This window comes from Paenibacillus sp. FSL R7-0179 (genome assembly GCF_038002265.1).
GTDB lineage: Bacteria > Bacillota > Bacilli > Paenibacillales > Paenibacillaceae > Paenibacillus_AQ.
In genome coordinates, this window is sequence record NZ_JBBOCC010000001.1 from 2,595,241 (window position 1) to 2,621,356 (window position 26,116).

Annotated in this window: 21 protein-coding genes, 1 riboswitch and 1 other annotated feature; of the genes, 19 read left to right on the forward strand and 2 right to left on the reverse strand. The window is 55.5% G+C overall.

Annotated features, from left to right (window positions below; translation table 11 throughout):
- Positions 1-17 precede the first annotated feature (17 nt).
- A complete protein-coding gene (locus MKX63_RS11545; protein WP_341017182.1) occupies positions 18-578 on the reverse strand; it encodes a phosphoribosyltransferase in 561 nt (186 codons plus the stop codon).
- Positions 579-703: 125 nt separating this feature from the next.
- Positions 704-806, reverse strand: a riboswitch (purine riboswitch).
- Between the two features lie 331 nt (positions 807-1,137).
- On the opposite strand from MKX63_RS11545, the gene hemA reads away from it, so the two are divergent.
- The 12 genes from hemA to ypfJ all read left to right on the forward strand — a co-directional run bounded on the left by hemA (position 1,138) and on the right by ypfJ (position 13,290).
- Complete coding sequence (gene hemA / locus MKX63_RS11550) at positions 1,138-2,529, forward strand: glutamyl-tRNA reductase (RefSeq protein ID WP_341017184.1); 1,392 nt, start codon at positions 1,138-1,140, stop codon at positions 2,527-2,529.
- 5 nt (positions 2,530-2,534) lie between these two features.
- A complete protein-coding gene (gene ccsA, locus MKX63_RS11555; protein WP_340950627.1) occupies positions 2,535-3,362 on the forward strand; it encodes a cytochrome c biogenesis protein CcsA in 828 nt (275 codons plus the stop codon).
- A gap of 158 nt (positions 3,363-3,520) precedes the next feature.
- Positions 3,521-4,159: a precorrin-2 dehydrogenase/sirohydrochlorin ferrochelatase family protein gene (locus MKX63_RS11560; RefSeq protein ID WP_341017185.1), complete on the forward strand. Its 639-nt coding sequence runs from the start codon at positions 3,521-3,523 to the stop codon at positions 4,157-4,159.
- 34 nt (positions 4,160-4,193) lie between these two features.
- The gene (locus MKX63_RS11565) at positions 4,194-4,433 is read left to right on the forward strand and encodes a hypothetical protein (RefSeq protein WP_341017187.1); all 240 of its coding nucleotides are present in this window, start codon (positions 4,194-4,196) and stop codon (positions 4,431-4,433) included.
- A gap of 28 nt (positions 4,434-4,461) precedes the next feature.
- Positions 4,462-5,406, forward strand: a complete 945-nt coding sequence (gene hemC, locus MKX63_RS11570; protein ID WP_341017189.1) for a hydroxymethylbilane synthase — start codon at positions 4,462-4,464, stop codon at positions 5,404-5,406.
- Between the two features lie 91 nt (positions 5,407-5,497).
- Complete coding sequence (gene cobA / locus MKX63_RS11575; RefSeq protein ID WP_341018607.1) at positions 5,498-7,045, forward strand: uroporphyrinogen-III C-methyltransferase; 1,548 nt, start codon at positions 5,498-5,500, stop codon at positions 7,043-7,045.
- 162 nt (positions 7,046-7,207) lie between these two features.
- Positions 7,208-8,206 (forward strand): porphobilinogen synthase, encoded by a 999-nt coding sequence (hemB, locus tag MKX63_RS11580; protein ID WP_341017191.1) that lies wholly within the window; start codon positions 7,208-7,210, stop codon positions 8,204-8,206.
- A gap of 18 nt (positions 8,207-8,224) precedes the next feature.
- Positions 8,225-9,526 carry a glutamate-1-semialdehyde 2,1-aminomutase gene (gene hemL / locus MKX63_RS11585; protein ID WP_341017192.1) on the forward strand — a complete coding sequence of 434 codons (1,302 nt, stop codon included), beginning with the start codon at positions 8,225-8,227 and terminating at the stop codon, positions 9,524-9,526.
- Positions 9,523-10,701 (forward strand): RluA family pseudouridine synthase, encoded by a 1,179-nt coding sequence (locus MKX63_RS11590; protein WP_341017193.1) that lies wholly within the window; start codon positions 9,523-9,525, stop codon positions 10,699-10,701. The genes hemL and MKX63_RS11590 overlap by 4 nt, the downstream gene beginning before the upstream one ends.
- 444 nt (positions 10,702-11,145) lie before the next feature.
- Positions 11,146-11,565 (forward strand): hypothetical protein, encoded by a 420-nt coding sequence (locus MKX63_RS11595; RefSeq protein ID WP_341017194.1) that lies wholly within the window; start codon positions 11,146-11,148, stop codon positions 11,563-11,565.
- 118 nt (positions 11,566-11,683) lie between these two features.
- Positions 11,684-12,235 carry a hypothetical protein gene (locus tag MKX63_RS11600; protein ID WP_341017196.1) on the forward strand — a complete coding sequence of 184 codons (552 nt, stop codon included), beginning with the start codon at positions 11,684-11,686 and terminating at the stop codon, positions 12,233-12,235.
- Positions 12,236-12,429: 194 nt separating this feature from the next.
- On the forward strand, positions 12,430-13,290 hold the full coding sequence (gene ypfJ, locus MKX63_RS11605) for a KPN_02809 family neutral zinc metallopeptidase (RefSeq protein ID WP_341017197.1): 861 nt from the start codon (positions 12,430-12,432) through the stop codon (positions 13,288-13,290).
- Between the two features lie 389 nt (positions 13,291-13,679).
- Here ypfJ and MKX63_RS11610 read toward each other — a convergent pair whose 3' ends face one another.
- Positions 13,680-14,921 (reverse strand): GGDEF domain-containing protein, encoded by a 1,242-nt coding sequence (locus MKX63_RS11610; protein WP_341017198.1) that lies wholly within the window; start codon positions 14,919-14,921, stop codon positions 13,680-13,682.
- A gap of 197 nt (positions 14,922-15,118) precedes the next feature.
- Between MKX63_RS11610 and MKX63_RS11615 the strand changes: the two genes are divergently transcribed.
- The 7 genes from MKX63_RS11615 (at position 15,119) to MKX63_RS11645 (ending at position 26,090) form a co-directional block, all read left to right on the forward strand.
- Entirely contained in the window at positions 15,119-16,540 is a 1,422-nt protein-coding gene (locus tag MKX63_RS11615; RefSeq protein ID WP_341017200.1) for a glycosyltransferase family 4 protein, read from the forward strand.
- A gap of 135 nt (positions 16,541-16,675) precedes the next feature.
- The gene (locus tag MKX63_RS11620) at positions 16,676-17,929 is read left to right on the forward strand and encodes a LysM peptidoglycan-binding domain-containing protein (RefSeq protein ID WP_341017201.1); all 1,254 of its coding nucleotides are present in this window, start codon (positions 16,676-16,678) and stop codon (positions 17,927-17,929) included.
- Between the two features lie 201 nt (positions 17,930-18,130).
- Positions 18,131-18,793, forward strand: a complete 663-nt coding sequence (locus MKX63_RS11625; RefSeq protein WP_341017203.1) for a stalk domain-containing protein — start codon at positions 18,131-18,133, stop codon at positions 18,791-18,793.
- 92 nt (positions 18,794-18,885) lie between these two features.
- Positions 18,886-19,170, forward strand: a binding site (T-box leader).
- Between the two features lie 160 nt (positions 19,171-19,330).
- Entirely contained in the window at positions 19,331-21,967 is a 2,637-nt protein-coding gene (locus MKX63_RS11630; protein WP_341018609.1) for a valine--tRNA ligase, read from the forward strand.
- Between the two features lie 5 nt (positions 21,968-21,972).
- Positions 21,973-23,355: a bifunctional folylpolyglutamate synthase/dihydrofolate synthase gene (locus tag MKX63_RS11635; protein WP_341017204.1), complete on the forward strand. Its 1,383-nt coding sequence runs from the start codon at positions 21,973-21,975 to the stop codon at positions 23,353-23,355.
- A gap of 7 nt (positions 23,356-23,362) precedes the next feature.
- Positions 23,363-24,739, forward strand: coding sequence for a UDP-N-acetylmuramate--L-alanine ligase (murC, locus tag MKX63_RS11640; RefSeq protein WP_341017206.1), 1,377 nt, complete (start codon positions 23,363-23,365; stop codon positions 24,737-24,739).
- Between the two features lie 193 nt (positions 24,740-24,932).
- On the forward strand, positions 24,933-26,090 hold the full coding sequence (locus tag MKX63_RS11645) for a GGDEF domain-containing protein (protein ID WP_341017207.1): 1,158 nt from the start codon (positions 24,933-24,935) through the stop codon (positions 26,088-26,090).
- Positions 26,091-26,116 lie beyond the last annotated feature (26 nt).

Sequence of the window (26,116 nt, forward strand, 5' to 3'; positions counted from 1 at the left end):
GCGATTTTTTGGACAACTCATACCTGGGACAGGAACCTGACGGGTACTCCAATGTCCGCTTCCAGCTGCTTGTAATGCTCTCCTTTGGCTAAGATAGCCTGCACTCCGGCAAGTGTAACGCCCATCACGGACAATTGAGCAGCAATGCAGCGGATCGTAGCGCCTGAACTAATCACATCATCCAGCAGCAGCACGCGGTCACCGGAAGAGAAGCCGTCAAAATAAATATAATTCTCATTATACGCCGTCTCGCGCCGGATACTAACCTCATAATTCTCATACAGCTCAGTGCTGAGGCGCAGAATATTCATCGGCTTCATCAGCTTGTACGCAGCCAGCATCCCCCAGGTATGACCGCCGGGTTCAGGGGAGACAATGTAATCAAAATCGGGAAATTGCTCCGTTACCGCATCCGCCAGCTTGTGAGTGATTTCACGGATCAGCTCGGGGGCGATATACGTACCGCGTTCTCCGAAGGGGTAGAGCTTGAAGTCATAGGCGGTGTCCTTGTTCTTATAGATCCTCACATTTCTGGCCTTACGGATTGATTCACTTAAGCTTGCGTAGGATGCACTCATTTGCCCTCACTCCTTCTATATATAATGGATGCAAAAAAACCCAGGCTAAAGGAGGCGCAGTCCAAAGCAGGATACATCAGCAGAGAAAAGCCCGGTTTCACCCGTAAGCTCACACTGATTTATCCAGCAGGGGTCTGGCCTCTTGTAGCCTGGGGCAATTTACGGTTGCCTGTAGATACGCCCATTCCGGATTAACGGGCTTATACAAGAGAGGTTTGAAAGGACATAACTAACGCGATGTTAACTTGGGAACAGATAATCAGATCGTTTTTGCTACATATGTCATAAAAGTTAACTCGGATCATTTGTTATATGCTATCATCCGCAATAAAGTGTGTCAATATTTCATCAATATGTTATATTTATTTACTTATGCGCTTATTTATAATAATTATTATCTGCAATTCATAAATAGTTCAAAGGTTTTGTTAAAAGCCGTATTTTGATGTGATATACTTAACACAGCGTTTTGAGATCTTGTGAAATTAATTCTATTATTAGCTGATAAGCAGTAACAGCGCCTACACCAATGAATATAGATTAGGATGGTGAACAAGCGATGCATATTGTCGTCGTTGGCCTGAATTACCGTACGGCTCCCGTAGAGGTGAGGGAACAGTTCGCTTTTGCTGACAAGGATCTGCCTGCCGCGCTTCATCAGCTGCTGCAGACGAAGAGCGTTCTGGAAGGGGTCGTTGTCGCCACCTGTAACCGGACGGAAATTTATGTGGTCGTGGACCGCCTTCATATGTGCGGATATTTCATCCGCAGCTTCATGGAGCAGTGGTTCGGAGTAAGAAGTGATGTATTTACGCAACATATGTATATATATGAAGACGAGCAGGCGATTGCCCATCTGATGCGTGTCACCTGCGGTCTGGATTCCATGGTGATTGGCGAGACACAGATTCTGGGTCAGGTGCGCAGCGCCTTCCTGACGGCTCAGGCGGAAGGGGTTACCGGAACCTGGTTCAACCGGCTGTTCAAGCAGGCGGTGACGCTCGGCAAGCGTGCGCATAGTGAGACCTCGATTGGCGAGAGTGCAGTGTCGGTCAGCTATGCGGCTGTGGAGCTGGGGAAGCGGATCTTCGGCATGTTCACCGGCAAAAGAGTGCTCATTCTAGGCGCCGGCAAAATGAGCGAGCTGACGGTCAAGCATCTGTACAGCAGCGGCGCGGCGGAAGTAATTGTCGCCAACCGTACCTTGTCCCGTGCCATCGAGCTGGCCGAGAAATTCTCGGGGAAGCCCAGCACAATTGAAGAGGCGCTGAAATGTCTGGATGAAGTGGATATTGTGATCAGCTCCACGGGTGCGGACGGCTATGTGCTGACGGCTGCCCAGGTAGCCGAGGGCATGAAGCGCCGCCCTTCACGGCCGCTGTTCATGATCGACATTGCGGTACCGCGCGATATTGACCCTGCTGCTGCCAGTGTGCCGGATGTATTCCTCTATGATATCGACGATCTGGAAGGCATTGTGGAGAGCAACCTGGAGATGCGCCGCAGTGAAGCTGCCAAGATCGAGGTTATGATTGAAGGCGAAATGGCGGATTTCCAGCAATGGCTGAAGACGCTGGGCGTCAGACCGGTAATCCGTGCGCTGCAGGACAAATCGAATGGAATATATGAAGAAACGATGGATAGCCTGTTCAACAAGCTGCCTGAGCTGGATGAGCATCAGCGCAAGGTGATCCGCCGGCTGACCAAGAGCATCGTCAACCAGATGATGCATGATCCGATCAACGTAATCAAGGAGATGTCCGGCGGCAAGCAGGGCAATGAAGCGCTGGAGTATTTCACTCAAATCTTCGCCCTGCAGGAGCAGCTGGATGCAGGTCCGGCCGGTGAAAGTGTTGAACCGCTTCAGCGCAGCGCTGCTGAACGGCCCTCCGGCGGAGAGATCCGTATGCCGGGAGCGGTGCTTACCCCAGCCGGTCTGCTGGGCGGGTGAGCCGCATGCTACTGCTGAACGGAATATATGATGCCGCTCTGCTGCTATATGCCCTGAGCCTGCTGTTTGTTTTCTCGGATTGCCTTCGGCGTAATCCGGGCGGAAAGCGGCTGGGCACAGGGCTTCTTGCTGTTGTGGGCCTGCTGCAGCTGACCGGACTTGCGATCCGCTTCTCCCAGGAGGGCGGATTGCCGATTTTCACACCTTACGATTTCCTGTTCTGGTTCTCCTTCAGCATGGTGGTTACCTCGTTCGCAGTGACGTATACTCGCGGCGGTGAGTTCACGGTGCTGCTGCTCAGCATGGCGGGCTTCAGCGTATTCCTGCTGAACCGGGTATGGCTGACGGCTGAGGATCATACGCTGCAGAGCTGGAGTGCGGTGCACGGGTGGCTGGCAATGCATGTGATTTTGGCGAATCTGAGCTTTGCCGCACTGACACTGGGGACGGTATTTGCGATAATGTATCTATTCCTGCATACGAAGCTGAAGAATAAGAAGTGGGATGACCGCGTCCGCAGGCTGCCCAGCCTGGAGACGATGGACAAATATTCCTACACGGCGATCCTGGCCGGAGTTCCGCTGCTGCTGGCCTCGCTGATTCTGGCGGGTCTGTCGATTGTTGCGGAAGGGCGGACGCCGCTGTTTCAGGATACGAAGGTCCTGACTACGCTTACGGGCCTTGGCGTCTACATTGTATATCTTGTGCTGAAGTTCTCCGGCCGCCGAAGCGGTACAGTCATGGCCCGCTGGGCGATTGCCGGGTACGGCTTCATTATTCTTAACTTCCTGCTGAATTCCTGGTCGGAGTTCCATGGCTGGGGCGGGGAGTGAAGCGTGATGGAGAGTAGCTTGCCAGTGGGAAGGAAGATGGATGAGAGCGGGTTGGGACTGCTGGGAGCTGGAGTGAGTGTGATCGGGCTGGAGAGTAGCTTGCGGATGGACGTAGGATGAGAGTGAGTTGGAAGTGCTGGGGAGCTGGAGTGAGTGTGATGAAAAAGTATCTGCCGATTATGCTGGATGTGGAAGGGCGGCGGGTGGTGATCGTTGGCGGCGGGGCGGTGGCTATGCGCAAGGCGGCTCCTCTGCTGGAAGCGGGCGCGGAGCTGGTGGTGATCAGCCCCTCGCTCAGCGGGACGCTGGCTGATGAGGGGCGGCTGGAATGGATCAGCCGCCCCTATGCTCCCGGGGATCTCCAGGGAGCTGTTCTGGTCTATGCCGCCAGCGATAACTGGGCGGTGAACGAGGCTGTTGCTGCGGAAGCCCGGCAGCTGGGGCTGCCTGTTAATGTGGCCAGCCATGCGGAGGCGGGCACGTTCATTACGCCCGGCGTGCTCCGCCGCGGGCGCTTGACGGTTACGGTCTCGACCTCCGGGGCGGGACCGTCTGCGGCTGCGGAGATTACGCAGCAGATTGCGGGGCTGCTCGGCGAGGAATACGAGCCGTATCTGGATTTCCTGCATGAGCTGCGGACGGCGATTAAGCAGCTGGAGCCAGCGGCAGAGACCCGGGCGCGGCTCTTGCGGCGGCTGGGGAAGCTGGATGTGTTGAATGAGCTGCGGCAGGGAACCTTTATACCGTGGACGCCCGAGGAGATTGAAGCTTGGGTGGCGCGCAACCGGGTGGAATAGGCGGCGGAAGTGACTGGGCGGCCGAGTCGAGCAAATGAAGAGTATAAATACCCTTGAATTTAGCGAAAGTGGCTCAAGCGAGCAAATGAAGAGTATAAATACCCTTGAATTTAGCGAAAGTGGCTCAAGCGAGCAAATGAAGAGTATAAATACCCTTGAATTTAGCGAAAGTGGCTCAAGCGAGCAAATGAAGAGTATAAATACCCTTGAATTTAGCGAAAGTGGCTCAAGCGAGCAAATCCAGGGTAAAGTTGTACGGCTGGGGCTGGAATAAGGGACTGACTTGAACAGGGGGAATGGGCATGCGGAAGATTATCGTGGGCAGCAGACAAAGTGCGCTGGCTCTGACGCAGACGGGGCATGTGATTGCTGACCTGGAGCGGCTTAGCGCGGAGCATGGGTTTAATTTTACTTTTGAGGTGCATAAGATCGTGACCAAGGGTGACCGGATTCTCGATGTGACCCTGTCCAAGGTGGGCGGCAAAGGCTTGTTCGTCAAGGAGATTGAACAGGCGATGCTGGCGAAGGACATTGATATGGCAGTACATAGTATGAAGGATATGCCTTCCGAATTGCCGGAAGGCTTGATGAATGGTGCGGTGCCGAAGCGGGAAGATCCGCGCGACGTTCTGATCTCGGGCAGCGGCGCAGGACTTGAGGGTCTGCCGCAAGGTGCTCGAGTAGGCACCAGCAGTCTGCGGCGCTCCAGCCAACTGGCTGCGCTAAGGCCGGATCTGCTCATTGAGCCGGTACGCGGCAATATTGATTCGCGGCTGAAGAAGCTGGAGAGCGGCGAATATGACGCGATTCTGCTGGCAGCGGCGGGGCTGTCGCGTATGGGGTGGCAGGACCGGATTACGGCATATCTGCCGCCTGAGGTCTGCCTGCCCGCTGTAGGCCAGGGAGCACTGGGTATTGAGTGCCGTGAGGACGATGAGGAGCTGCGCAGGCTGCTGGCGCTGTATAACGATGAGCGCACGGCGCTTACGGTGACGGCGGAGCGTACCTTCCTGGGCGCTCTGAACGGCGGCTGCCAGGTACCGATTGGCGCTTACGCGATCCTTGAGCCGGAAGGCGAAGCTGCGAGGCCGTCTATAACGTTAACCGGAATGGTCGGGACACCGGACGGTACGGTTATTCTGAAGGAGACCTGCACCGGCAATGATCCGGTGGAGCTGGGTGCGGAGGTTGCGCGTAAGCTGGTGGCTAGAGGTGCGGAGAAGATTTTGGCGGATGTAAAGGAATAAGGGGTAAGGGTGAGACAGGAAATAGTGTGGGCTCAGGAGAAGCTTATGCAGGGCAGAATCGCATGTGTATAGGGATAAGGGGATGACGGAGATGGCGGGGAAGGTATATCTGGTAGGTGCAGGTCCGGGGGATGCGAAGCTGATTACAGTCAAGGGGCTGGAATGTATCCGGAAGGCCGATGTGCTGGTCTATGACAGACTGGCCAGTCCAAGGCTGCTGAAATGGATGAAGCCCGGCGGTGAGAAAATATACGTAGGCAAGCTTTCGGACCGCCATACGATGAAGCAGGAGGATATTAATCAGCTGCTGGTGGATCTCGCACTTGAGGGCAAAACGGTGGTTCGGCTGAAGGGCGGGGACCCTGTGATTTTTGGCCGGGTAGGCGAAGAAGCAGAGCTGCTGCGCAGGAACGGTATCTACTATGAGATTGTGCCGGGCATTACCTCGGCCATCAGCGTCCCGGCGTATGCCGGTATTCCGGTGACCCACCGGGAGGCGTCGTCTTCCCTGTCGATTATTACCGGCCATGAGAGCCCGGATAAGCTGGATCATTCCATTCAATGGGATAAAGTAACGAATGCGACCGGCACGCTGGTGTTCCTGATGGGTGTCGCCAAAATCGGTTACATCAGCGCCCAGCTTATGAAGCACGGCCGTCCGCCGGAGACACCGGTGGCGCTGGTGCGCTGGGGGACCCGTGCGGATCAGGAGACGCTGACCGGCACGCTGGCCGATATTGAGGCAAAGGTTACGGCAGCGGATTTTCAGCCGCCGGCGGTTATTGTGGTCGGTGATGTTGTGCTCCAGCGGGAGCACCTGATGTGGGTGGAGGCGCTGCCGCTGTTCGGCAAGCGCATTGTAGTGACGCGGGCGCGGGCACAGGCAAGTGAGCTGGTGGACCGGATCGAGGAGCTGGGCGGTGAGCCGTATGAGTTCCCGGTCATTGAGACGGTGATGCAGCGGGATGCGGACAAGCAGGCGGAGATCGCTGCGGCACTTGGCGGGCTTGCGTCGTATGACTGGGTGTTCTTCACCAGTCCGAACGGCGTGGACTTCTTCATGCGTCATCTGACGCAGCAGAAGCTGGATATCCGCAGCCTGCACAGGGCGCGGCTGTGCGCGGTGGGCCCGGGTACGGCCGCAGCGCTCGCAGAGCGCGGGCTGATCTCCGAGGAGCTGCCCGGCCGCTTCCAGGCGGAAGGGATGATTGAAGCTTTTGGCTCACAGCTGCTGCCAGGGCAAAAGGTGCTGCTTCCTCGCGGCGACCTGGCGCGTGAATGGCTGCCTGGTAAGCTGAGGGAGCTGGGGCTGGAAGTGACCGAAGTGGATACGTATGAGACGGTGGTTACCGGCGAGGATGATATTGAACTGGTGAAGCTGCTGGAGGAGAAGCGCATTCATGCGGTGACCTTCACCAGCTCGTCCACGGTGCGCAACTTCCTCGGCATCCTGAAGCGGATGGGCCTGGAAGATCCGCTGGCGATGCTGGCGGGCGTCAAGATTGCCTGCATCGGTCCGGTTACCGAGCAGACCGCAGTCGAAGCAGGACTCACTCCGGGACTGCTCCCGGAGGAATCCACCATCGAAGGGCTGGTGCAGGAGCTGTGCCGCTGGAATGAATCGACGAGGCTTAACTAGTCTGTTCCTGCCAGATCTGTCAGTGCTGCTTACGAGCGTTACAATCGGGTCCGGCCTATTAGCTTCGTTAACTTTAACATCTCAATACGGCTTAAGCCGAATAGATGTGTGTAACTACTTAAACTGCTTATTAACTACTTACTGAACAGGAGGTTTACAGCAATGAGCTTTCCAATAACCAGACACCGCCGTTTGCGCGGGTCGGCCGGTATTCGCGGCATGGTGCGCGAGACGGTGCTGAATGTGCTGGATTTCATCCAGCCGATTTTTGTAACCTATGGAACGGGTGTGAAGAATGAGATCGGCTCCATGCCCGGCGTCTATCATTTCTCGCTGGATACGCTGAAGGAGGAGGTGGATGAGATTGCTTCCCTGGGCATTCCGGCGGTGCTGCTGTTCGGTATTCCCGAGACGAAGGATGCGGTTGGCTCGTCCGGCTTCGCAGATGATGGCATTGTGCAAGAGGCAACACGGTTAATCAAAAAATGGTATCCCGACCTGCTGGTCGTCGCCGACACCTGCCTGTGTGAATTCACCGATCACGGCCATTGCGGCATGGTGCATACCCATACGGTGAATGGTGTAGTGCACGGGGATGTAATCAACGATGCTTCGCTTGAGCTGCTGACCCGCACAGCGGTCTCGCAGGCCCGGGCAGGGGCGGATATTATCGCGCCGTCCAACATGATGGACGGATTCGTGCAGGCGATCCGTGCCGGACTCGATGCGAATGGCTTCGAGCAGGTGCCGATCATGTCCTATTCGGTAAAATACGCCTCCGCCTTCTACGGCCCGTTCCGCGAAGCGGCGGATTCCGCTCCCCAGTTCGGCAACCGCAAGACGTATCAGATGGACCCGGCCAATCTGCGGGAAGCCATCCGCGAAGCGGATTCTGATGTGCTGGAAGGCGCGGATATGCTGATGGTGAAGCCTGCTCTGGCTTATCTGGATGTGATCCGTACGATCCGCGACCAGTTCGATCTGCCTCTCGTAGCCTACAATGTCAGCGGTGAGTACTCGATGGTCAAGGCAGCTGCGCAGCAGGGCTGGATCGATGAGCAGGCGGTGGTGCTGGAGATGCTGACCGGCATGAAGCGTGCCGGAGCAGATATAATTATTACCTATTTCGCCAAGGACGCAGCCCGCTGGCTGCGCGGCTAGGATCAGGAGGGAACGAATATGGGCAATATGCCATTGAACCGCCGGGAAGAGGCTTCCCGCACCGCTTTTGAAGAGGCAAAACAATATATTCCCGGCGGGGTGAACAGCCCGGTCCGGGCCTTCAAATCCGTAGGATTGACCCCGGTCTATGTGGAGAGGGGCGAAGGCTCGCGGATCTACGATATTGACGGCAACAGCTTCATTGACTACGTCTGCTCGTGGGGACCGCTGATTATGGGACATGCCCATCCTGAGGTGGTGAAGGCACTGCAGGAGACTGCGGCCAGAGGGACAAGCTTTGGCGCGCCGACCCTGCTCGAGACCGCAATGGCCAAAACCGTGGTAGAACGCGTAGCCTCGGTGGACATTGTCCGCATGGTCAATTCGGGAACGGAGGCGACGATGAGCGCGATCAGACTGGCCCGCGGCTACACCGGACGCAGCAAAATCCTCAAATTCGAAGGCTCCTATCACGGCCATGCCGACAGCCTGCTGATAAAAGCCGGTTCCGGGGTGGCTACGTTGGGGCTGCCGGATAGTCCGGGCGTGCCGGAAGGTGTGGCAGTGAACACGATCACGGTCCCTTATAATGATCTGGACGGGGTCAAAATCGCGTTTGAACGCTACGGCAACGAGATTGCCGCTGTCATCGTTGAGCCGATCGCCGGGAATATGGGCGTTGTACCTCCGCTTCCGGGCTTCCTGGAGGGTCTCCGCAAGGTGACGACGGGGTACGGGGCTTTGCTGATTTTTGACGAGGTCATGACCGGCTTCCGGGTGGACCGGGGATGTGCGCAGGGATTGTTCGGAATGGACCCGGACCTGACCTGCTTCGGCAAGGTGATCGGCGGCGGGCTTCCTGTAGGGGCTTATGGCGGGAAAAGAGAGATCATGGAGCAGATCGCCCCGTCCGGACCGATCTATCAGGCAGGCACACTCAGCGGAAATCCGCTGGCGATGGCCGCAGGCTACAGCACGCTTGCGCTGCTGACCCCTGAGGTCTACACCCGTCTGGAGTCGCTTGGCGCAAGGCTGGAAGCCGGACTTAAACGCAATGCGCAGGAGACGGGAATTCCGCTGACGATTAACCGCGTGGGCTCGATGGTATGTCCGTTCTTCACGGAGGAGCCGGTCATTAACTTCGAGACGGCCAAGACCAGTAACCTGGAGCTGTTCAAGCGTTATTTCGGCAAAATGCTGGATCAGGGCATCAGCGTTCCGCCGTCCCAGTTCGAGGGAATGTTCGTATCCGCTGCGCATAGCGAGCAGGATATTGACGATACGATTGCGGGCCATTACCAGGCCCTGAAATCGCTATGACGGCTGGACCGGAAGAGCTGTCCGGCCAGGGCAGCGGCGTGGGCCAAGACGGAAGTGATCCCGTAAGCGGCCCCTTCGCCGGCGGGGGCAAGTGGACCCGGCGCGGGGAATGGCTGGAAGCCATGCCTGGCCGGGTCATTACGGGGGCTGCCGACAGACCGGCAGCCATCGATGCCTGGCTGCTGGGCGTAGCCGGGATGCCGGAGAAGCTGCACGCCCGGCTGCGCCGCGAGGATGGCATCCAGTGGAGGGGCGACCGGCTGCGGCTGGCCCTGTTCCCCCGCCGGGAAGCGGGAATAGAGCCGGTATGGCAGGAAGCTGCGGCTGAGGTGCTGTTCGAGGACGACTTTTGCCTCGTGGTCCACAAGCCTGCGGGTATGGCAGTTCATCCGGACGGCAGCAGCACGGAGGTGACGCTGGATCATATCGTCGCTGCGCATTATGCGGCTTCCGGCGGAGGGATTGCCGTCCGCCATATCCACCGGCTGGACAAGGATACTACCGGACCCGTGCTGTATGCGAAGAACGAATACGCCCAGCTTGTGCTGGATGAAGATATGCGTGAGAAGAAGGTAGCCCGCCTGTATGCCGCGATTGTTGAAGGCACAGTGCCGCCTGAGCTTACGGTGATCGATGCCCCCATCGGCCGTGACCGCCATCATGCGGCGCGCAGACGGGTATCCTCTGGAGGGCAGACGGCGGTAACACGGATTGCAGGGCGCGAAGCCCTCCCCGGCGGAACCGTAGTGAAGCTGCAGCTGGAGACGGGCCGGACGCACCAGATTCGTGTCCACCTCAGCCATGCAGGGCATCCGCTCTTCGGGGATGACCTTTACGGCGGATCAGGCTGGCATACTGCGGGTATTCCTTCTTTATATGATGAGAAGCCCCCGCGTACGAAGCCAGGTCAGGTGAAGTCTGCCATTACAGCCTGGTTTGAAGAGCAGGAGAAGGCAGGCCTTACCCCGGGTCTGCAAGTCCCCGGCAAGCAGCCGGCTCCACCTTCCAAGCCGGGAGTCAAGGCGAAGAAGGATAGTGCTGACCGCCAGGCGCTGCACGGAGAGAAGCTGATCTTCGCCCACCCCTGGACCCGCAGCAAGCTTGAGGTAGCCGATCCCTGGCCGGAGGATATGCGGCGTCTGCGTGAGCAAATCGGTGGCGTAGATCAGGAGTAGACTATTAACCATTGGGTTCTGTGAGGTTAAGCTAACTCAATACATGCCATGCCCAGCCGGGCCGCGTTTCTCTGAACTCTGGAGGAGTGCGGCCCGGCTTTTTGGTTGTTGTCCAGTGCGGCCTCCCCCAGCCGAAACATCGAACAATAAGTGGATTTATGCTATTTAATTTACGTAACAGTACTCTCCAGGGAACGTTAAGTGGATTTAGGGCATCTAATTTTCTCAATATGTCCTATATATTTATTTTCAGCTTATTTAAGTGTTGTTTATCCAACTGTTGCCGGATATTCGTAGACTTACTGTTGAACGGTTGCTCTTTTTCCACTTATTTCATTGAAGCCACCAGTTAGCCCGCGTCCCCTCTGATACATTTCCGCGCTCAAGCCTGTCTTACTAGTATGAGGAGATGATCTGGCTGTGAGAATAAGAAGGAATCGCTTAGTGTTAGTGATCTTAACCGCCTCCACTCTGGTGATTGCCGCCGGAATAATGAGGGTTGTGCAGTTGGACAACAAATATGGCGTTCTGGGTCTGGTTGCCCAGCTTCAGAGCTTCCAGGTGAGGGTAGACAATCAATCGGACTTTGAGCTGCGTATACTGGAGACAGGAGTGGTAACCAGCTCAGCAGCGGAGGCGTCAGTAGACGAAGTTGGCAAGATACTCAAAAGCGAAAAAACAGTAAAAATTAAACCCCAGCTAACCTTAAGCGGTGAGGGCGGTATTTATTTGAAGTATTCAGACTCTAGGGAACCCGACGTTCCCAAAACCATCGGAGTATGCTCCTACACCGAGACTTTATCCGGATATTCCAAGGTTATTATTACGAATGACAAGGTGACAATCGAACAAAACTGCAGCTAATCTGTAAGTAATCCATATATTTGCAGATTCCTAGTAACATTTGTAACTGACGGCCTTCCAATATATTGATAAATATAGAGTGTAAGCGCAGTCTAATCGATGAACTGGGGGAATTATTGTGAAAAAAATTACAAAGTTAATGCTCGTGGCCGGCATCTCATTGGCACTTGTCGGGGTGGGGAACAGCGGCGCCCTGAACAACGTCACTTCGGCAGCGAGCGCACCGCTTAAGGTAGGCCGGGTGGAAGCGGCTGCCCATGGCACCAAATGCTTCACTGTAGCGGTTGCTGTAGTACAGAATGGCGTAATCGTTGCGGCTTCGCTCGATGATTATCAGTTCCTGGGCACCGATGTAGCCACTGGCGTACCGAACTCGGACAAGGATTTTGGCCAGAACTACAAAGATCCGAACATGGTGCTGGCTTCCAAGAAGACCAATGCCAAATACTACAGTGAGCACATGAAGGAAGAAGCCAAATCGACAGTAGCCTATGACAAGAACCTGGCGGCCATCGAGAAATTTGCAACTGGCAAAACGATTAAATCCCTAGAAGCTACACTGACTAAAAAAACCAAAGAGCAAGTCGTTGATGCTGTAAGCGGTGCAACTCTGGTGGATACCCAGGGCTACCTGAAAGCGATTCTAGACGCAGCCAAAGCTGCAAAATAAACGGCTGTTCCATCATTTAACCGATGTTAACCCCTTCATGGCTGCGGCTGTGGAGGGGTTTTGCTATGCGGTTTCCATTTGTCACCAGACCGGCTCCGCTATTCAAGAGAGTGGCACCCCTGCAATTATGGGTATAACAGTAATAAGTACAAAGGCGTCAGTATACGCGAGTATTCATAACTGGGGGGAAGGCCATGAAATGGCAGGGCAGAAGAGGCAGTTCTAATGTGGAGGACCGCAGAGGCCGCGGAGGCGGGGGCGGGGGCAAGCTGATTGGCGGCGGAATTAGCGGGATCGTGATCATAGTGATTGTTACGCTGCTGAGCGGCGGGAATATCGGCGATATTGTGGGGAATCTGACCTCAACCGGTTCGGGTACGAACTCAAGTGCTCCCTATGAACAGAGCGCGCAGGAGAAGGAGCTATCCGAGTTCGTATCCGTGGTGCTGGCCGATACCGAGGATGTCTGGTCCGATATCTTCAAGAAGCAGGGGATGACTTACCAGGACCCGACGCTTGTGCTCTACAGCGGCAGTGTGAACTCTGCCTGCGGAACCGCAAGCTCAGCCGTCGGCCCGTTCTATTGTCCCGGTGATGCCAAGCTGTATATCGATCTCAGCTTCTATGATGAGCTGCAGCAGCAGTTCAAGGCGCCTGGCGACTTCGCCATGGCGTATGTAATTGCCCACGAGGTGGGTCATCATGTGCAGACACTGCTGGGCGCTTCCGAGCAGCTGAATTCAGAGCGCCAGCGCCTGAGCGAGACTGAATTCAACAAGGTTCAGGTCCGCTTCGAGCTGCAGGCCGATTATTATGCCGGGGTCTGGGCCCATCATGTCCAGGGCCAGAATCTGTTGGAGGAAGGAGATCTGGAGGAGGCGCTGACTGCCGCGAGTGCGGTGGGGGACGATACGATCCAGAAGCGGGCGCAGGGATATGTGGTGCCCGACAGCTTCACGCATGGAACGTCCGAACAGCGCAAGCGCTGGTTCTATAAGGGCTTCAACTCCGGCACGATTGCCGGCGGAGATACCTTCAAGGCTGCTGAGCTGTAGCCTGCAGCTGTTCTGTCAACATAAGAGCCGCCCATCCGCTTGACGGAGGACGGCTCTTATTCTTATTTGGAATATTATGATGAGGAGCCGTGTCTGCTCCACCGGGCAGCTGGAATGTATGCCAAAAACAGCATACATTGTGCTGCCGCGCAGGCGCCCGGGCCAAATGTATGCCAAAAACAGCATACAATGGCTGCCGCGCAGGCGCCCAGGCCAAATGTATGCCAAAAACAGCATACAATGTGCAGCAGCGAGGGTGAGCGGGCCAAATGTATGCCAAAAACAGCATACAATGGCCGCCGCGCAAGCGCCCGGGCCGGATGTATGCCAAAAACAGCATACCTTCGGACCGGCCCGCACAGCCCGCCCCCCTGCGCGGGAACGTGTGCTTACGGCTGCACATCGTTCCGGTAAGAGAGACGGTTGCGGCCAAGCTTCTTGGACTCCAGCAGGAGCTGGTCGGCGTAGACGTACCCTTTTTCCATAGAAGTCTTCTGGTCCGGGTCCGCCTTATAGTAAAAGAGTCCGAAGGATGCCGAATACGGCACGCGGATCATCTGCTCCTCGAATTCCGCACTTACGCTGTGATCGTGAAGGCTGTCCAGAATATCCTGAATCTGCATCTGACATTCCTCGAAGGTCTTGTCCCTCAGCAGCAGCGTGAACTCTTCCCCGCCGCTGCGGAACAGGATGTCTCCCTCCTGCAGATGCTTCTGCAGCGTCTGCGCAAAATGAACAATGACCCGGTCGCCTACGGCGTGGTTGTAGGTGTCATTGATTTTTTTGAACCGGTCGATGTCCGCCACTACAATTCCGATGTACTCCCCGCTCTGGTTGAGCTCCTTCATCATCTTGTCCATATGCGCCCGGTTATAGGTTCCGGTGAGGAAGTCGCGGTAGGCCATCTGCTCGAATTTGTCGCGTTCATATTTGTGCTGGGCACTCTGCGATTTGGAATAGAACGAGATACTGACTACATAATTGAGCACGAACAAGGCGATCAGCATCTCCCATTTCTCCATTTGCAGCAGCCGCAGCAGCAGGGCGTTACTCAGGGCCACCTTGCTGAAGTCCAGCAGATTCCGGCTTCGAAATAACAGGTTCCACGCTTCCCGGCGTGTCTTGATATCTCCCGACAGGGCGAAGGTCAGCACCAGGAAGGTGGATGACAGCAGGGTGGTGACGCAGACCACGAGCAGGAACAGCAGCCAGTATCCGAGCGGAAGCTTGTCCGCCAGAGGAGATAGCGCCGTATACAGATAGTACGCAGCAGAGCCGCCCAGTGTGAACGAGCCGATATTGTAGAAGGTATCCAGGAACTCTCCGGGATCGGCGGTCTTCGTTTTCTTTTTATAGAAATATACGATGAACCGGTATACCGTCTCGAACAGGAGCGTGCCAAGCGGACCGGCAAAAATCCCGAAGGAGGAGGTATAGCTGATCGCATAATCGATTGTAGAGTTCCCGCTCCGGGTCACAATCCGCAATTGGAAATAGATGCTTGAGAAGATAGTGTATAGCAATAATGCTTTTATATAGGTAGCGTCCAGGACTACAGCATGCGCGGGAATGAAGGCTATAGCCAGGGCTGCGACAAATAGGAAAAGGTCAAATACCCTCGCTTTTGACATGTCGGAAATTTCCTTTCAGGATTTATACCGATTATACCCGAAAAGATGAATCTTGATTAAAAGATATTTTTGAAATTTTGCAGGGAATGATCATATATCCCTTTCCGCCTGCCCGCAGCCTACATATACTATTCTGATTAAGGTGGAGCAGACTGCACCTGTGTCTAAATAAATCTGTAAGCCGGGGAGAGGAATGCATGAAGATATTGCTGGTCACCTACTGGGGCCTTACCAATATGGGCGGAATTTGGACATATATGAAGCAACTGGCTGACAAGCTGGGCGAGCAGGGCCATTCCGTTACAGTGATGGGCAGCCATGTGGAGAACAATACATTGTATCTGCTGAACCGGACAGAGTTTTTTGATAAAAAAGCGTTCTATTCGCTGCTGCTGCCGCAGCTTGATATCGGCCGGTTTCCCTCGCTGCATCTGGAGCACGGCATCTTCAGCTTTGAGCTGGGGCGTTATGTATTCGAGGGCGGCGCTGCTGTGCTGGGCTTGGAGGACTATGATGTCATTCATGCCCAGGACCCTATCGCCTCCTATGCACTGCGGCGGATCATGCGCCGTCCTGTTCCGCTGGTTACAAGTGTGCATGGGGCATTGACCAAGGAGACCTACTATGAGTACAAGGGACTTGAGCCCGGACTGACCCGGGAGGCCTATGAGCAGCGGCCGATCTGGAGATATTTCCGCAGGCTTGAGACGCTGGGGGCCCAGGCGGCCGACCAGATTCTGGTCTCTTCGGAGTGGATCGGACAGCTTACGCAGAGCCTGGGCGTCAGCCAAGACCGTATCCATACCCTGCCGTACGGGCTGGACCTGCATCAATACGCAGCCCGTGCTGCGGAGACACCGCCGCTTCAATTTGCAGAAGGAATTCCTGTGATCATGTATGCCGGACGACTTGAATATATCAAAGGCGTCCATGTGCTGATAGAGGCGCTGGGCATTCTGCAGCAGCGCTGTCAGCAATGGATCTGTGCAGTGGCCGGAATCGGCAGCCTCCTGGAGGAGCTCATGGAGCAGACCCGCCTGCTGGGTATCGCGGGGAAGGTCCATTTCACGGGGAAGCTGAACAACATTCCCGCTGCACTCCGGGCAGCCGACATCTATGTGCAGCCCTCCCTCCAGGACACGCAGCCCTTCTCGGTTACGGAAGCGCAGCTTGCCGGGATCGCGCCGATTGTCGCCGGAACGGCAGGCATGCCGGAGATGGTCCGGCAGGGAGAGACGGGCTGGATTGTTCCTCCCGGAGATGCCGGGCAGCTTGCCCTGCAGATCGAGCAGCTGCTGGGGGATGAGGAACTGAGAAGACGCACCGGCCTCCAGGCTAAGCAGTGGGCAGAGCAGACCCGTTCTCTGGATGTTATGGCTGCGGGTACACTTAATGTATACCAGAGAGCGCTAAGTCTGCGGGCGGGCCGGCCGGGAATTCCGGATCACCTCCGCTTTGAGGAAGAACCGGGAGCGGGTGCGCTGCCGGCAGCTTTTCATCCGGCGGATGTGGTTAACGAGTGTAGTCCGGGGAATCCGCTTGCCGTAACACTGCGTGTCAAGCTTCCACACCACTACTCTATTCCTGATGCACGTACGGCTCTTCCTCCCCTGGCATAGGCGCTGTCCGCAATTGAAGCGGCAAAGTTGTCATGCCTGCCTGATTGAAGCATATACATGAGGGGAGTAACATTTTGGGCTTATACTCTGGGCTTGTCTCAGGGATAGATTATGCCAAGAAGGAGGACATTTCCCGTGTTTGACCAGTCCCATGGCTTGCGGTTTGATATTTATGAACGCATTCACCTTTCGGAAGAGCTTCCGGGAATAGCAGAGCTGGAGGAAGTCGAGCTGGTTCCCGACATCCAGGTCATCCAGCGGGAGGACCGGGCCGAGCTGCACGGACAACTGCTGCTCACCGGACTCTACCGGGGGGAGGATGACCTTACACAGCGTCTGGAGCATGCAATTCCTGTTGAAATCACTGTTCCGCTGACCCGGGTCAGCTCACTTGATGACATAGGGGTGGAGATCGAGAATTTCGATATTGATCTGCTGACGATGCGAACCGTCAACATTACCGGTGTGCTCTCGCTGCGCGGAATCGGAAGTGCAGATGCACAGCCGGCCTGGCAGCAGGAGGAATATACGGTAGCCTATTCGCCGGAGGCAGGAGACGGTAATGCCTCTGAGGAGAAATTCCGCAGTCCGGAGAATGATACCCTGTATGAGAATTCGCTCTGGACCTATGGCGAGGGGGCAGCCGAGGGCTCTGAAGAAGATCAGAGCTACGCTAATCCGGCTGAGGCTGTAGTCCAACCTCTGTATGCTGAAGAGACTACGTACACCCAGCCCGCCGCCTATCTCTCTCCACCCCTGAAGGACAAGGAACCCAGAGCAAGGACACATAGCCTGGATACGGCTTCTCCGGCAGGCACCGCCGCCTTGAACACAGTGGATCATTGGGGCAATGCGAAGCTTCATTCCGCCGCGCAGCCGGAGCCGGTGCTAACCTCCGCTGCCAATGATGCTGCTGCGCTGTTTGCCGGGAACGAAGAAGGCGAGGCGGCAGAGGAGATCCAGGCCACAGACAATGAAGTCTTCCTGTCTGCGGAATCTCTGACTCCCCCTGAGGAGAAGCAGGATCTCAAGGTTGCCCTTGGCAGCAAAAAAGAACCGGGAGCCGCCGAGCAGGAGCCGCTCACCTTCTCCTCGCTGCTCAGCGCAAGCCGTGCCAACAGAGAGCAGGAGGAGCTGCTGTCGGGCAATTTAGACTCTGTAGCGGAGGCTGTTCCTGAGGCCGGCAATGACACAGCGTGGAAGAGCCGGTTCATCGGCGGCATGGGCGGGACGGAGCTGTTCCGCAAGGTAAGGCTCTGCATTGTGCAGCGGGAAGAGACGCTGGACACCATAGCCGAGAAATACCAGCTAAGCACCCGGGAGCTGACCATGTACAACCGGCTGTCCGGTCAGATTGTAGAAGAGGGACAGGTACTATACATCCCTTGAGATTGATGATGTGCGGAGAATTCAGGCTTAACAGGAACAGCCCTTGCCTTACGGATGGGGCTGTTCCTGTTTCTGTGTATGATTTCCGCTTCTGGTTTACAAAACGCTTAAGCCGGGGTAATAGTCAATACCGGCCTACATACATTACACATTCAGGCAGCTATGCGCTGGTACACCACTTCTGGAAGGATGATAACTCACATGAAGAGAAAAGTGGCAGCCACTGCGGCCGCACTAAGCTTGACGCTCACAGTCTCGGCCGGTGTCTACGCCGCCAGCAATCTGCAGGAGATCAAGGCGCTCCTGAACAACAAAATCGGGATCGTCGTAAACGGTCAGGCATATACGCCCAAAGACGGCAACGGCAAAACCCTCGCCCCGATTACCTACAACGGCATCACTTATCTGCCTGTACGCTCTATCGGCGAAGCGCTGAACACCGCTGTTACTTACGATGCTGCGACCAGCCGGGTCATCATCGGTGATGCGGCTGCTCCGGCCGTCTCCTCCGGCGGCTCGTCCGCAGGAACACCGGCAGATTCTGTGAAGCGGCCGAAGAGCCTGCCGGCGGACTTCCCGCTTCCGGCAGACGCGAAGATATTTGATCTGATCGAAGGCTCGGCGACCGGTAAACCGTCAGCTACCTTTAGCTACACCACCAAGCAAAGACTGGAGACGCTCGGCAATACGTACAAGGACTATTTTGCGCAAAAGGGCGCCACTTCCAAATCGGAAGAAGTCTCTGCGGCCGCCTTCCAGATTATTGATGCAGGCAGCACGTTTGCTGTTACCGTGGACGGGGCTCCCGGAACGGGCAGCCGCCAGGGCTTCAACGTGGTTCAAGTGATCTGGAGCGGGGAGTAAGCGCCAAGGTACGTCTGCTGCGCGCCCTTTGTGTATATGCTGGTTGACTAGGGATAACACTGAATGTATTATTGAACTAAGTAATAACTAGCATAAAGACTGGGAACGGGAAGAGTAGGCGGTCAGCCCTTCAGAGAGCGGGATTATCATTGGTGTGAATTTCCGCAGGATGCAGCCCCCGAAGTCGCCCCGGAGTTGCCCTTCTGAGCTTGTCTTCATCATGAAGACCGGTTAGGATGCGGCCGGTTGCAGCCGTTACTCTGCATGAGTGTCGCGCTAAGCTTTGGGAACCTGCAAGGGAACCTAAGGCAGTGGTTTATTTTTTATTGGCGCGAAACAAAGGTGGTACCGCGAAAGAATGGCCTTTCGTCCTTTGAGACGAAGGGCCTTTTTGTATTCTCGAAAAACCGCTAGCTACTCAATACATTTAACAGTGGAGGGTTCACAATGGCTGATAACAACAATGCAGCAGCAGAGCTGCCGAACGGGCAGGAAGCGGCAGAAGCTACCGCTTCAGCTAATCACAAGCAGAGCGATATGCCGACTACATATGATCCGGGAGCGGCAGAGAAGAAATGGTATGCTTACTGGATGGAGAAGGGCTTCTTCGAAGCCGGCAAGCGTCCGGATGCGGAGCCTTACAGCATCGTGATTCCGCCGCCGAATGTAACAGGAATGCTGCATATCGGACACGCGCTGGATTTCACGCTTCAGGATGTGCTGATCCGCACCAAGCGGATGCAGGGCTATGATACTCTGTGGCTGCCGGGTACGGACCATGCGGGGATTGCTACGCAGACCAAGGTGGAGCAGAAGCTGCGCCAGCAGGGAATCTCCCGCCATGATCTGGGACGCGAGAAGTTCCTGGAGCAGGTATGGGACTGGAAAGACCAGTATGCAGAGACCATTCATGACCAGTGGGCCAAGATGGGCCTGTCCCTCGATTACTCCCGCGAACGCTTTACCTTTGACGATGGAATGAAGAAGGCGGTAAGCAAGGTATTTGTGGAGCTGTACCAGAAGGGTCTGATCTATCGCGGCAAGCGGATTATTAACTGGGACCCGGCTGCCCGTACAGCGCTGTCGGATATCGAGGTTGAATACAAGGAAGTGAACGGGCATCTGTACCATCTGCGTTATCCGCTTAAGGATGGCAGCGGCCATATCACGGTGGCTACCACGCGTCCTGAGACGATGCTGGGCGATACAGCCGTAGCCGTACACCCCGAGGATGACCGTTACAAGCATCTGATTGGCCAGGCGCTGATTCTGCCGATTATTGGCAGAGAGATTCCGGTTATTGCTGATGAATATGTAGATAAGGAGTTTGGCAGCGGTGCGGTTAAGATTACACCGGCGCATGATCCGAACGACTTCGAGATGGGTGTCCGCCATAACCTTCCGCAGATCAACGTAATGGATGAAGGCGGAGTGATGAATGAGGAAGCGGGCGCTTACCAGGGAATGGACCGCAGCGACTGCCGTAAGGCCATCGTAGCCGACCTGAAGGAGCAAGGCGTGCTGATCTCCATTGAGGATCACGTACACCAGGTAGGGCACAGTGAGCGCTCCGGGGCTGTTGTAGAGCCTTATCTGTCCACCCAGTGGTTCGTCAAAATGCAGCCGCTGGCAGAAGCGGCCATCGCTGCACAGAAGGACGGTGACGGGGTTCACTTCGTGCCAGACCGCTTCGAGAAGACGTACCTGAACTGGATCGAGAATGTCCGCGACTGGTGTATCTCCCGCCAATTGTGGTGGGGTCACCGGATTCCGGCCTGGTACTCCGAATCTACCGGGGAGCTTGTAGTTGCGCACGACGAGGAAGAAGCACGCCGTATCAGCGGGCTGTCCGACCTGAAACAGGATGAGGATGTTCTGGATACCTGGTTCAGCTCCAACCTCTGGCCGTTCGCTACCTTAGGCTGGCCTGACGGGGAGAGCAGTGACTATCAGCGTTACTATCCGAACAACGTACTGGTTACCGGCTACGATATCATTTACTTCTGGGTAGCGCGCATGATTTTCTCAGCCATGGAATTCACCGGCCAGAAGCCGTTCTCGGATGTGCTGATGCACGGACTCGTACGCGATGCCGAAGGACGCAAGATGTCCAAGTCGCTGGGCAACGGTATCGATCCGCTGGATGTTATCGAGCAGTACGGCGCTGACGCCATGCGCTATATGATTACTACCGGCAGTACAGCGGGCCAGGATCTGCGGTTCCGGATGGAAAAGGTAGAGCAGGCGCGCAATTTTGCCAACAAGATCTGGAATGCCTCCCGGTTCGCGCTGATGAATCTGGAAGGCGTAGCCTTTGAAGATATTGACATTACAGGTGAGCTTGGCACAGCAGACCGCTGGATTCTGCACCGCCTGAACGAAACTTCCCGCGATATTACGCGTCTAATTGACTCGTATGAGTTCGGCGAGACCGGACGCCTGCTCTACAACTTCATCTGGGATGATCTGTGCGACTGGTATATCGAATTCGCCAAGCTCTCACTGTACGGAGCGGACGCAGCCGCCAAGGCCAAGACCCAGTCTGTTCTGGCTTACGTGCTGGACCGTACACTGCGCCTGATTCACCCGTTCATGCCGTTCATTACGGAGGAGATCTGGCAGCATCTGCCGCATGAAGGAGAATCGATCACGCTGGCCGAATGGCCGAAGTACGATGCGGCGCTTGAGAATCCGCAGGCGGTATCAGAGATGAACCTGCTGATGGATATCATCCGGGCTGTTCGCGGTATCCGTGCGGAAGTGAATGCGCCAATGAGCAAGAAGGTTGAGCTGATCATTAAGGCCGGCAGCCAGGACACCCTGGACATTATTTCCCGCAACGACAATTACATCGGGCGCTTCTGCAACACCTCTTCTTTCGAAGCAGGCCTTGCGCCGCAGACGCCGGATAAAATGATGTCCGCCGTGGTTACCGGAGCGGAGCTGCTCCTGCCGCTGTCCGGTCTGATCGATATCGATCAGGAGATTATCCGTCTGGAGAAAGAAGTCCAGACCCTGAACAGCGAAGTGGAGCGTGTGGAAAAGAAGCTCAGTAATCAGGGCTTTGTAGCCAAAGCTCCGGCGAAAGTCATCGAAGAAGAACGGGCGAAGCAGGCGGATTATTCCGACAGACGCGAGAAAGTGCTGGCCCGTATTGCAGAGCTGAGAGGATAACAGACATGGAAGAGATCACCCGGAGCGGCGCTGCCGCTCCCGCTCCCTTAAGTTCTTATACAGAAGCGGTAGACTGGATCAACAGTCTGATTCCTTTTGGAATCCGGCCGGGCCTGGAGCGGATAGAGCTTCTAATGGAGAAGCTGGGACATCCGCACCGTAAGCTTAAGTTCATTCATGTGGCCGGGACGAACGGCAAGGGCTCGACCTGCGCCTTTTTGACCTCGGTCCTTATTCAGAGCGGATATTCGGTGGGGACCTTTACCTCTCCCTATATCACGAAGTTCACGAACCGGTTCCAGTACAACGGGACGGATATTCCTGAGGAGACGCTGCTTGCGCTTGCCAATCAGCTGCGTCCGCTGGTAGAGGAGATTGCGGGCACTGAGCTGGGCTCACCGACCATGTTCGAGGTGGCGACGGCGCTGGCGATTCTCTATTACGGCGAAGTCTGTTATCCCGATGTAGTCGTATGGGAGACGGGGCTTGGGGGAAGGCTGGATGTAACGAATATCGTTACTCCGGTGGTGTCGGTCATTACTAACGTGGGACATGACCATACCGATGTGCTGGGAGATACGCTGGAACTGATCGCCGGCGAGAAGGCCGGGATTATTAAGCCGGGCGTTCCTGTGGTCAGCTGTGTGAGCCAGCCCGAAGCTGTAGCTGTATTGAAGGCCAAGGCGGCGGCTACCCGTTCGACACTCTATTTAGCCGGAGAAGACTTCAGCTATAGCGGAGTTGAGCAGCGAGATGGCTGCCAGCACTTCACCTTCAACGGGCCATTCCGGGGGCTTGAGCTGGACATTGCCATGAAAGGCGAACACCAGCTGCAGAATGCAGCCGGAGCAATGATGGCGCTTGAGGTGCTGCGTCAGTATATGGCCTTCATGCTGGAAAACGAGGATGTGCTGGAGGGCTTCCGCGGCACCTTCTGGGCCGGAAGACTGGAGGAAGTGAGCACCTCGCCCAGAATTATTCTGGACGGCGCGCACAATCCGGAAGGGGCTGAGAGCCTCGCAAAGAGTCTTCCGCAGTTCCAGCCTTACGGTAAATTAAATTTGCTCATGGGGATGCTGGCAAATAAGCATCACGAGTCGTATCTCAAGCATATACTGCCTATAGTGGATACGCTCATCCTGACCGAACCGGATTTCCGTAAGAAAATGGACGCGGAAGATCTGCAGGCGATCGCAGAAAGTCTGCGGAGTAAATATGCCAAGGAAAACTTGGAAATCATAGTAGAACGTAATTGGGGCCAAGCGCTGCAGAAGCTGCAGACGATCACAGCGGACGATGACCTCGCAGTTGTGTCCGGAACGCTGTATTTGATTTCTGATGTGCGCAGTACGCTTTTACGGCAACCCGATTCTGAAAAAGGCTGGTGACGAACTGTTGGATACTACTGAACGTGTGCATTTTATAGGGATAGGCGGCTATGGTATGAGCGCGATTGCCCGGGTGATGCTGGAGATGGGATATACAGTTACAGGCTCTGACGTAGCTGCCCAGGAGTTAACGGAGAAATTGATAGCCAAAGGTGCCAAGGTGTTCATCGGGCATACGGCGGAGCAGGTAAAAGGTGCGGATCTGGTCGTCTATTCCACGGCGCTTGCCGCGGATAATGTGGAATGGGTGGAAGCAGAGCGTCTGAAGATACCGGTTCTGCACCGCTCGCAGATGCTGGCCCGGCTGCTGAATGAGCGCAAGGGCGTAGCGGTGGCCGGAGCGCATGGCAAGACTACCACCTCATCCATGATTGCTCTGGTTATGGAAGACTGCGGCGTGGACCCTACCTACATTATCGGCGGGGAGATTATGAATGTCGGCACGAATGCCAAAGCGGGACAAGGGGAATTCGTCGTGGCCGAGGCCGATGAGAGCGACGGCTCGTTCCTGCAATACCATCCTTGGCTGGGAATCGTGACGAACATTGAAGCTGACCATCTGGAGAATTACGGCGGCGACTTCGGCAAGCTGAAGGATGCTTATGTTCAGTTCATGAATCAGCTGCGCGAGGACGGAACAGCTATCGTATGTGCGGATGATGAGAATCTGAAATCCCTGCTGCCTAAGGTGCAAGGTAAAGTGATCAGCTACGGGATCGAATCGGAGACGGCCGATTATACAGCGACTGATATTGTGCTCGGTGACCGCCAGGTATCTTATACCATGAATCATGGAAAAGAGGTATTAGGCCGTATTGAGCTCTCTATTCCGGGACAATACAATCTGTATAACTCCATGGCGGCAGTGATTTCCTGTCTGAAATCGGGCATTGCCTTTGAAGCCATTGCGGCTGCGATTGTGAAGTTCCACGGCGCCAAACGGCGCTTCCAGGTGCTGGGCGAGGTTGACGAGATTCTCGTCATTGATGATTACGCGCATCATCCAACAGAGATTCAGGCTACGATCAGCGCCGCTAAGGCAACAGGCAAACGCATTATCGCCGTGTTCCAGCCGCAGCGCTACACGCGTACCTTCTTCCTGCTGGATGCGTTCAGCCGGGCGTTCAGCGAAGCGGACGAAGTGATTATTACCGATATCTACTCCCCTGCGGGTGAGAAGCAGATAGAGGGCGTCACCTCAGCCAAGCTGGTAGAGCTGATTGTGCAGAACAGCAATGCCGGTGCGCGTCATCTCCCGACCAAGGAAGCTGTGCTGGCAGATCTGCAGAACCGCATTGCTCCCGGTGATCTGGTTATCACAATGGGTGCGGGGGATATCTGGAAGGTCGGTTATGCACTGGCAGACAGCCTGAAGAGCCGGTAAGATTTCAGGAACCGTTGAATTTTAAAAAAGGAGCTGTCCCATAAGCCATAAAAGGCTAATTGGGACAGCTCCTTTTTGCATCCGGCGGACAAGAAATTAGAGGTCATAGATAATAATGATATTGCCGATATAAGCTGTGAATGTTATCGTTCGGAATAGAGCAGGTATATCCGGATAGTTCGGTGGTGTGTTGATGGGCTTTCAGCTTGATATTAAGTCGCTGTTATACTTGTTCATTCTGGGGAATTTATTTTCCGGTCTGATGATTACGTTTTACCGCTACCACTTCCCCAAAGACATTGCCTCCAGTCTATTTATTGCCTCCAAGTGGATTCAGGTGGTCTTCTGGAGCTCCATTCTGCTGTGGGACTATATTCCCCATAGAATTGCTGTACCTCTGAGCAATGCGCTCATTCTGGCCGGCGGAGGGCTGGAGATCGCTGCGCTGCTGCTGATGATGGGCATGCTGGACCGCAGGGCGAAGCTCTTTTATCTGGCAATTACGGCAGGAAGCATACTCAGCTTCGTTATCGTTGCCCTGTTCTTTAACCATCCGAATATACGGGTCGCAACGACCTCATTATGGGTCATGCTGTTTGTGCTCTACCCTGGCTGCCGCTTGACAGCGGGCCCGGAGCGCTCTCCGCTTCAGAAGATACTCGCCACCGTTTTTTATGCGATTGCAGCGGTGATGCTGCTCAGGTCGTTCGTTGCGCTGGCGGTGGAACCGGATATGGGCCCGCTCACGGCTAATCCGGCGCAGTATTTGTATTATCTCGGGATGTTCCTGATGCTGATTGGTGGCATTGCCGCCTTCATCCTGCTCTCCAATGAGCATTCCTACCAGAAGCTGAAGCGTATCGCCACCTATGACAGCCTAACCGGGATTCTGGGCCGCCGGGCCTTCCTGCTGGAAGCCGAACTGAAGCTGGCGTTTGCCGCCAGGAAGCGGGAATATTGTTCCCTGCTGCTGCTGGATCTGGATCATTTCAAAAAAGTGAATGATACCTACGGGCATGACACCGGCGACAGTGTGCTGCAGGATTTCGCCCTTACTGCCGAGAGTACGCTTGCGGGCGGTGACTTGCTCGGACGGGTAGGCGGTGAGGAATTCGCCATTCTGCTGTACGGGCAGGATGAGCTGAGCAGCACCCATCAGGCAGAAGCGCTGCGGGAGACGCTTAAGGAGGCTTCTGTGCACAGCCTGCCCTGCGGGTATACGGTTAGCATTGGTATAGTCTCTGTGCTGCCTGATCAGCAGACCAGCTTGAACGCACTCTACAAGCTTTGTGATCTGGCGCTCTATCAGGCGAAGCAGGCAGGCCGGGACCGTGTGGTCCGGTCCGGGTAAACGGACCCTCAAATACATATCATAAT

Bases quoted from the DNA above. Each gene is read 5' to 3' on its own strand.
- MKX63_RS11545 (WP_341017182.1), bottom strand. From the start codon at position 578: ATGAGTGCATCCTACGCAAGCTTAAGTGAATCAATCCGTAAGGCCAGA.
- hemA (WP_341017184.1), top strand. From the start codon at position 1,138: ATGCATATTGTCGTCGTTGGCCTGAATTACCGTACGGCTCCCGTAGAG.
- ccsA (WP_340950627.1), top strand. From the start codon at position 2,535: ATGCTACTGCTGAACGGAATATATGATGCCGCTCTGCTGCTATATGCC.
- MKX63_RS11560 (WP_341017185.1), top strand. From the start codon at position 3,521: ATGAAAAAGTATCTGCCGATTATGCTGGATGTGGAAGGGCGGCGGGTG.
- MKX63_RS11565 (WP_341017187.1), top strand. From the start codon at position 4,194: ATGAAGAGTATAAATACCCTTGAATTTAGCGAAAGTGGCTCAAGCGAG.
- hemC (WP_341017189.1), top strand. From the start codon at position 4,462: ATGCGGAAGATTATCGTGGGCAGCAGACAAAGTGCGCTGGCTCTGACG.
- cobA (WP_341018607.1), top strand. From the start codon at position 5,498: ATGGCGGGGAAGGTATATCTGGTAGGTGCAGGTCCGGGGGATGCGAAG.
- hemB (WP_341017191.1), top strand. From the start codon at position 7,208: ATGAGCTTTCCAATAACCAGACACCGCCGTTTGCGCGGGTCGGCCGGT.
- hemL (WP_341017192.1), top strand. From the start codon at position 8,225: ATGGGCAATATGCCATTGAACCGCCGGGAAGAGGCTTCCCGCACCGCT.
- MKX63_RS11590 (WP_341017193.1), top strand. From the start codon at position 9,523: ATGACGGCTGGACCGGAAGAGCTGTCCGGCCAGGGCAGCGGCGTGGGC.
- ypfJ (WP_341017197.1), top strand. From the start codon at position 12,430: ATGAAATGGCAGGGCAGAAGAGGCAGTTCTAATGTGGAGGACCGCAGA.
- MKX63_RS11610 (WP_341017198.1), bottom strand. From the start codon at position 14,921: ATGTCAAAAGCGAGGGTATTTGACCTTTTCCTATTTGTCGCAGCCCTG.
- MKX63_RS11615 (WP_341017200.1), top strand. From the start codon at position 15,119: ATGAAGATATTGCTGGTCACCTACTGGGGCCTTACCAATATGGGCGGA.
- MKX63_RS11625 (WP_341017203.1), top strand. From the start codon at position 18,131: ATGAAGAGAAAAGTGGCAGCCACTGCGGCCGCACTAAGCTTGACGCTC.
- MKX63_RS11630 (WP_341018609.1), top strand. From the start codon at position 19,331: ATGCCGACTACATATGATCCGGGAGCGGCAGAGAAGAAATGGTATGCT.
- MKX63_RS11635 (WP_341017204.1), top strand. From the start codon at position 21,973: ATGGAAGAGATCACCCGGAGCGGCGCTGCCGCTCCCGCTCCCTTAAGT.
- MKX63_RS11645 (WP_341017207.1), top strand. From the start codon at position 24,933: ATGGGCTTTCAGCTTGATATTAAGTCGCTGTTATACTTGTTCATTCTG.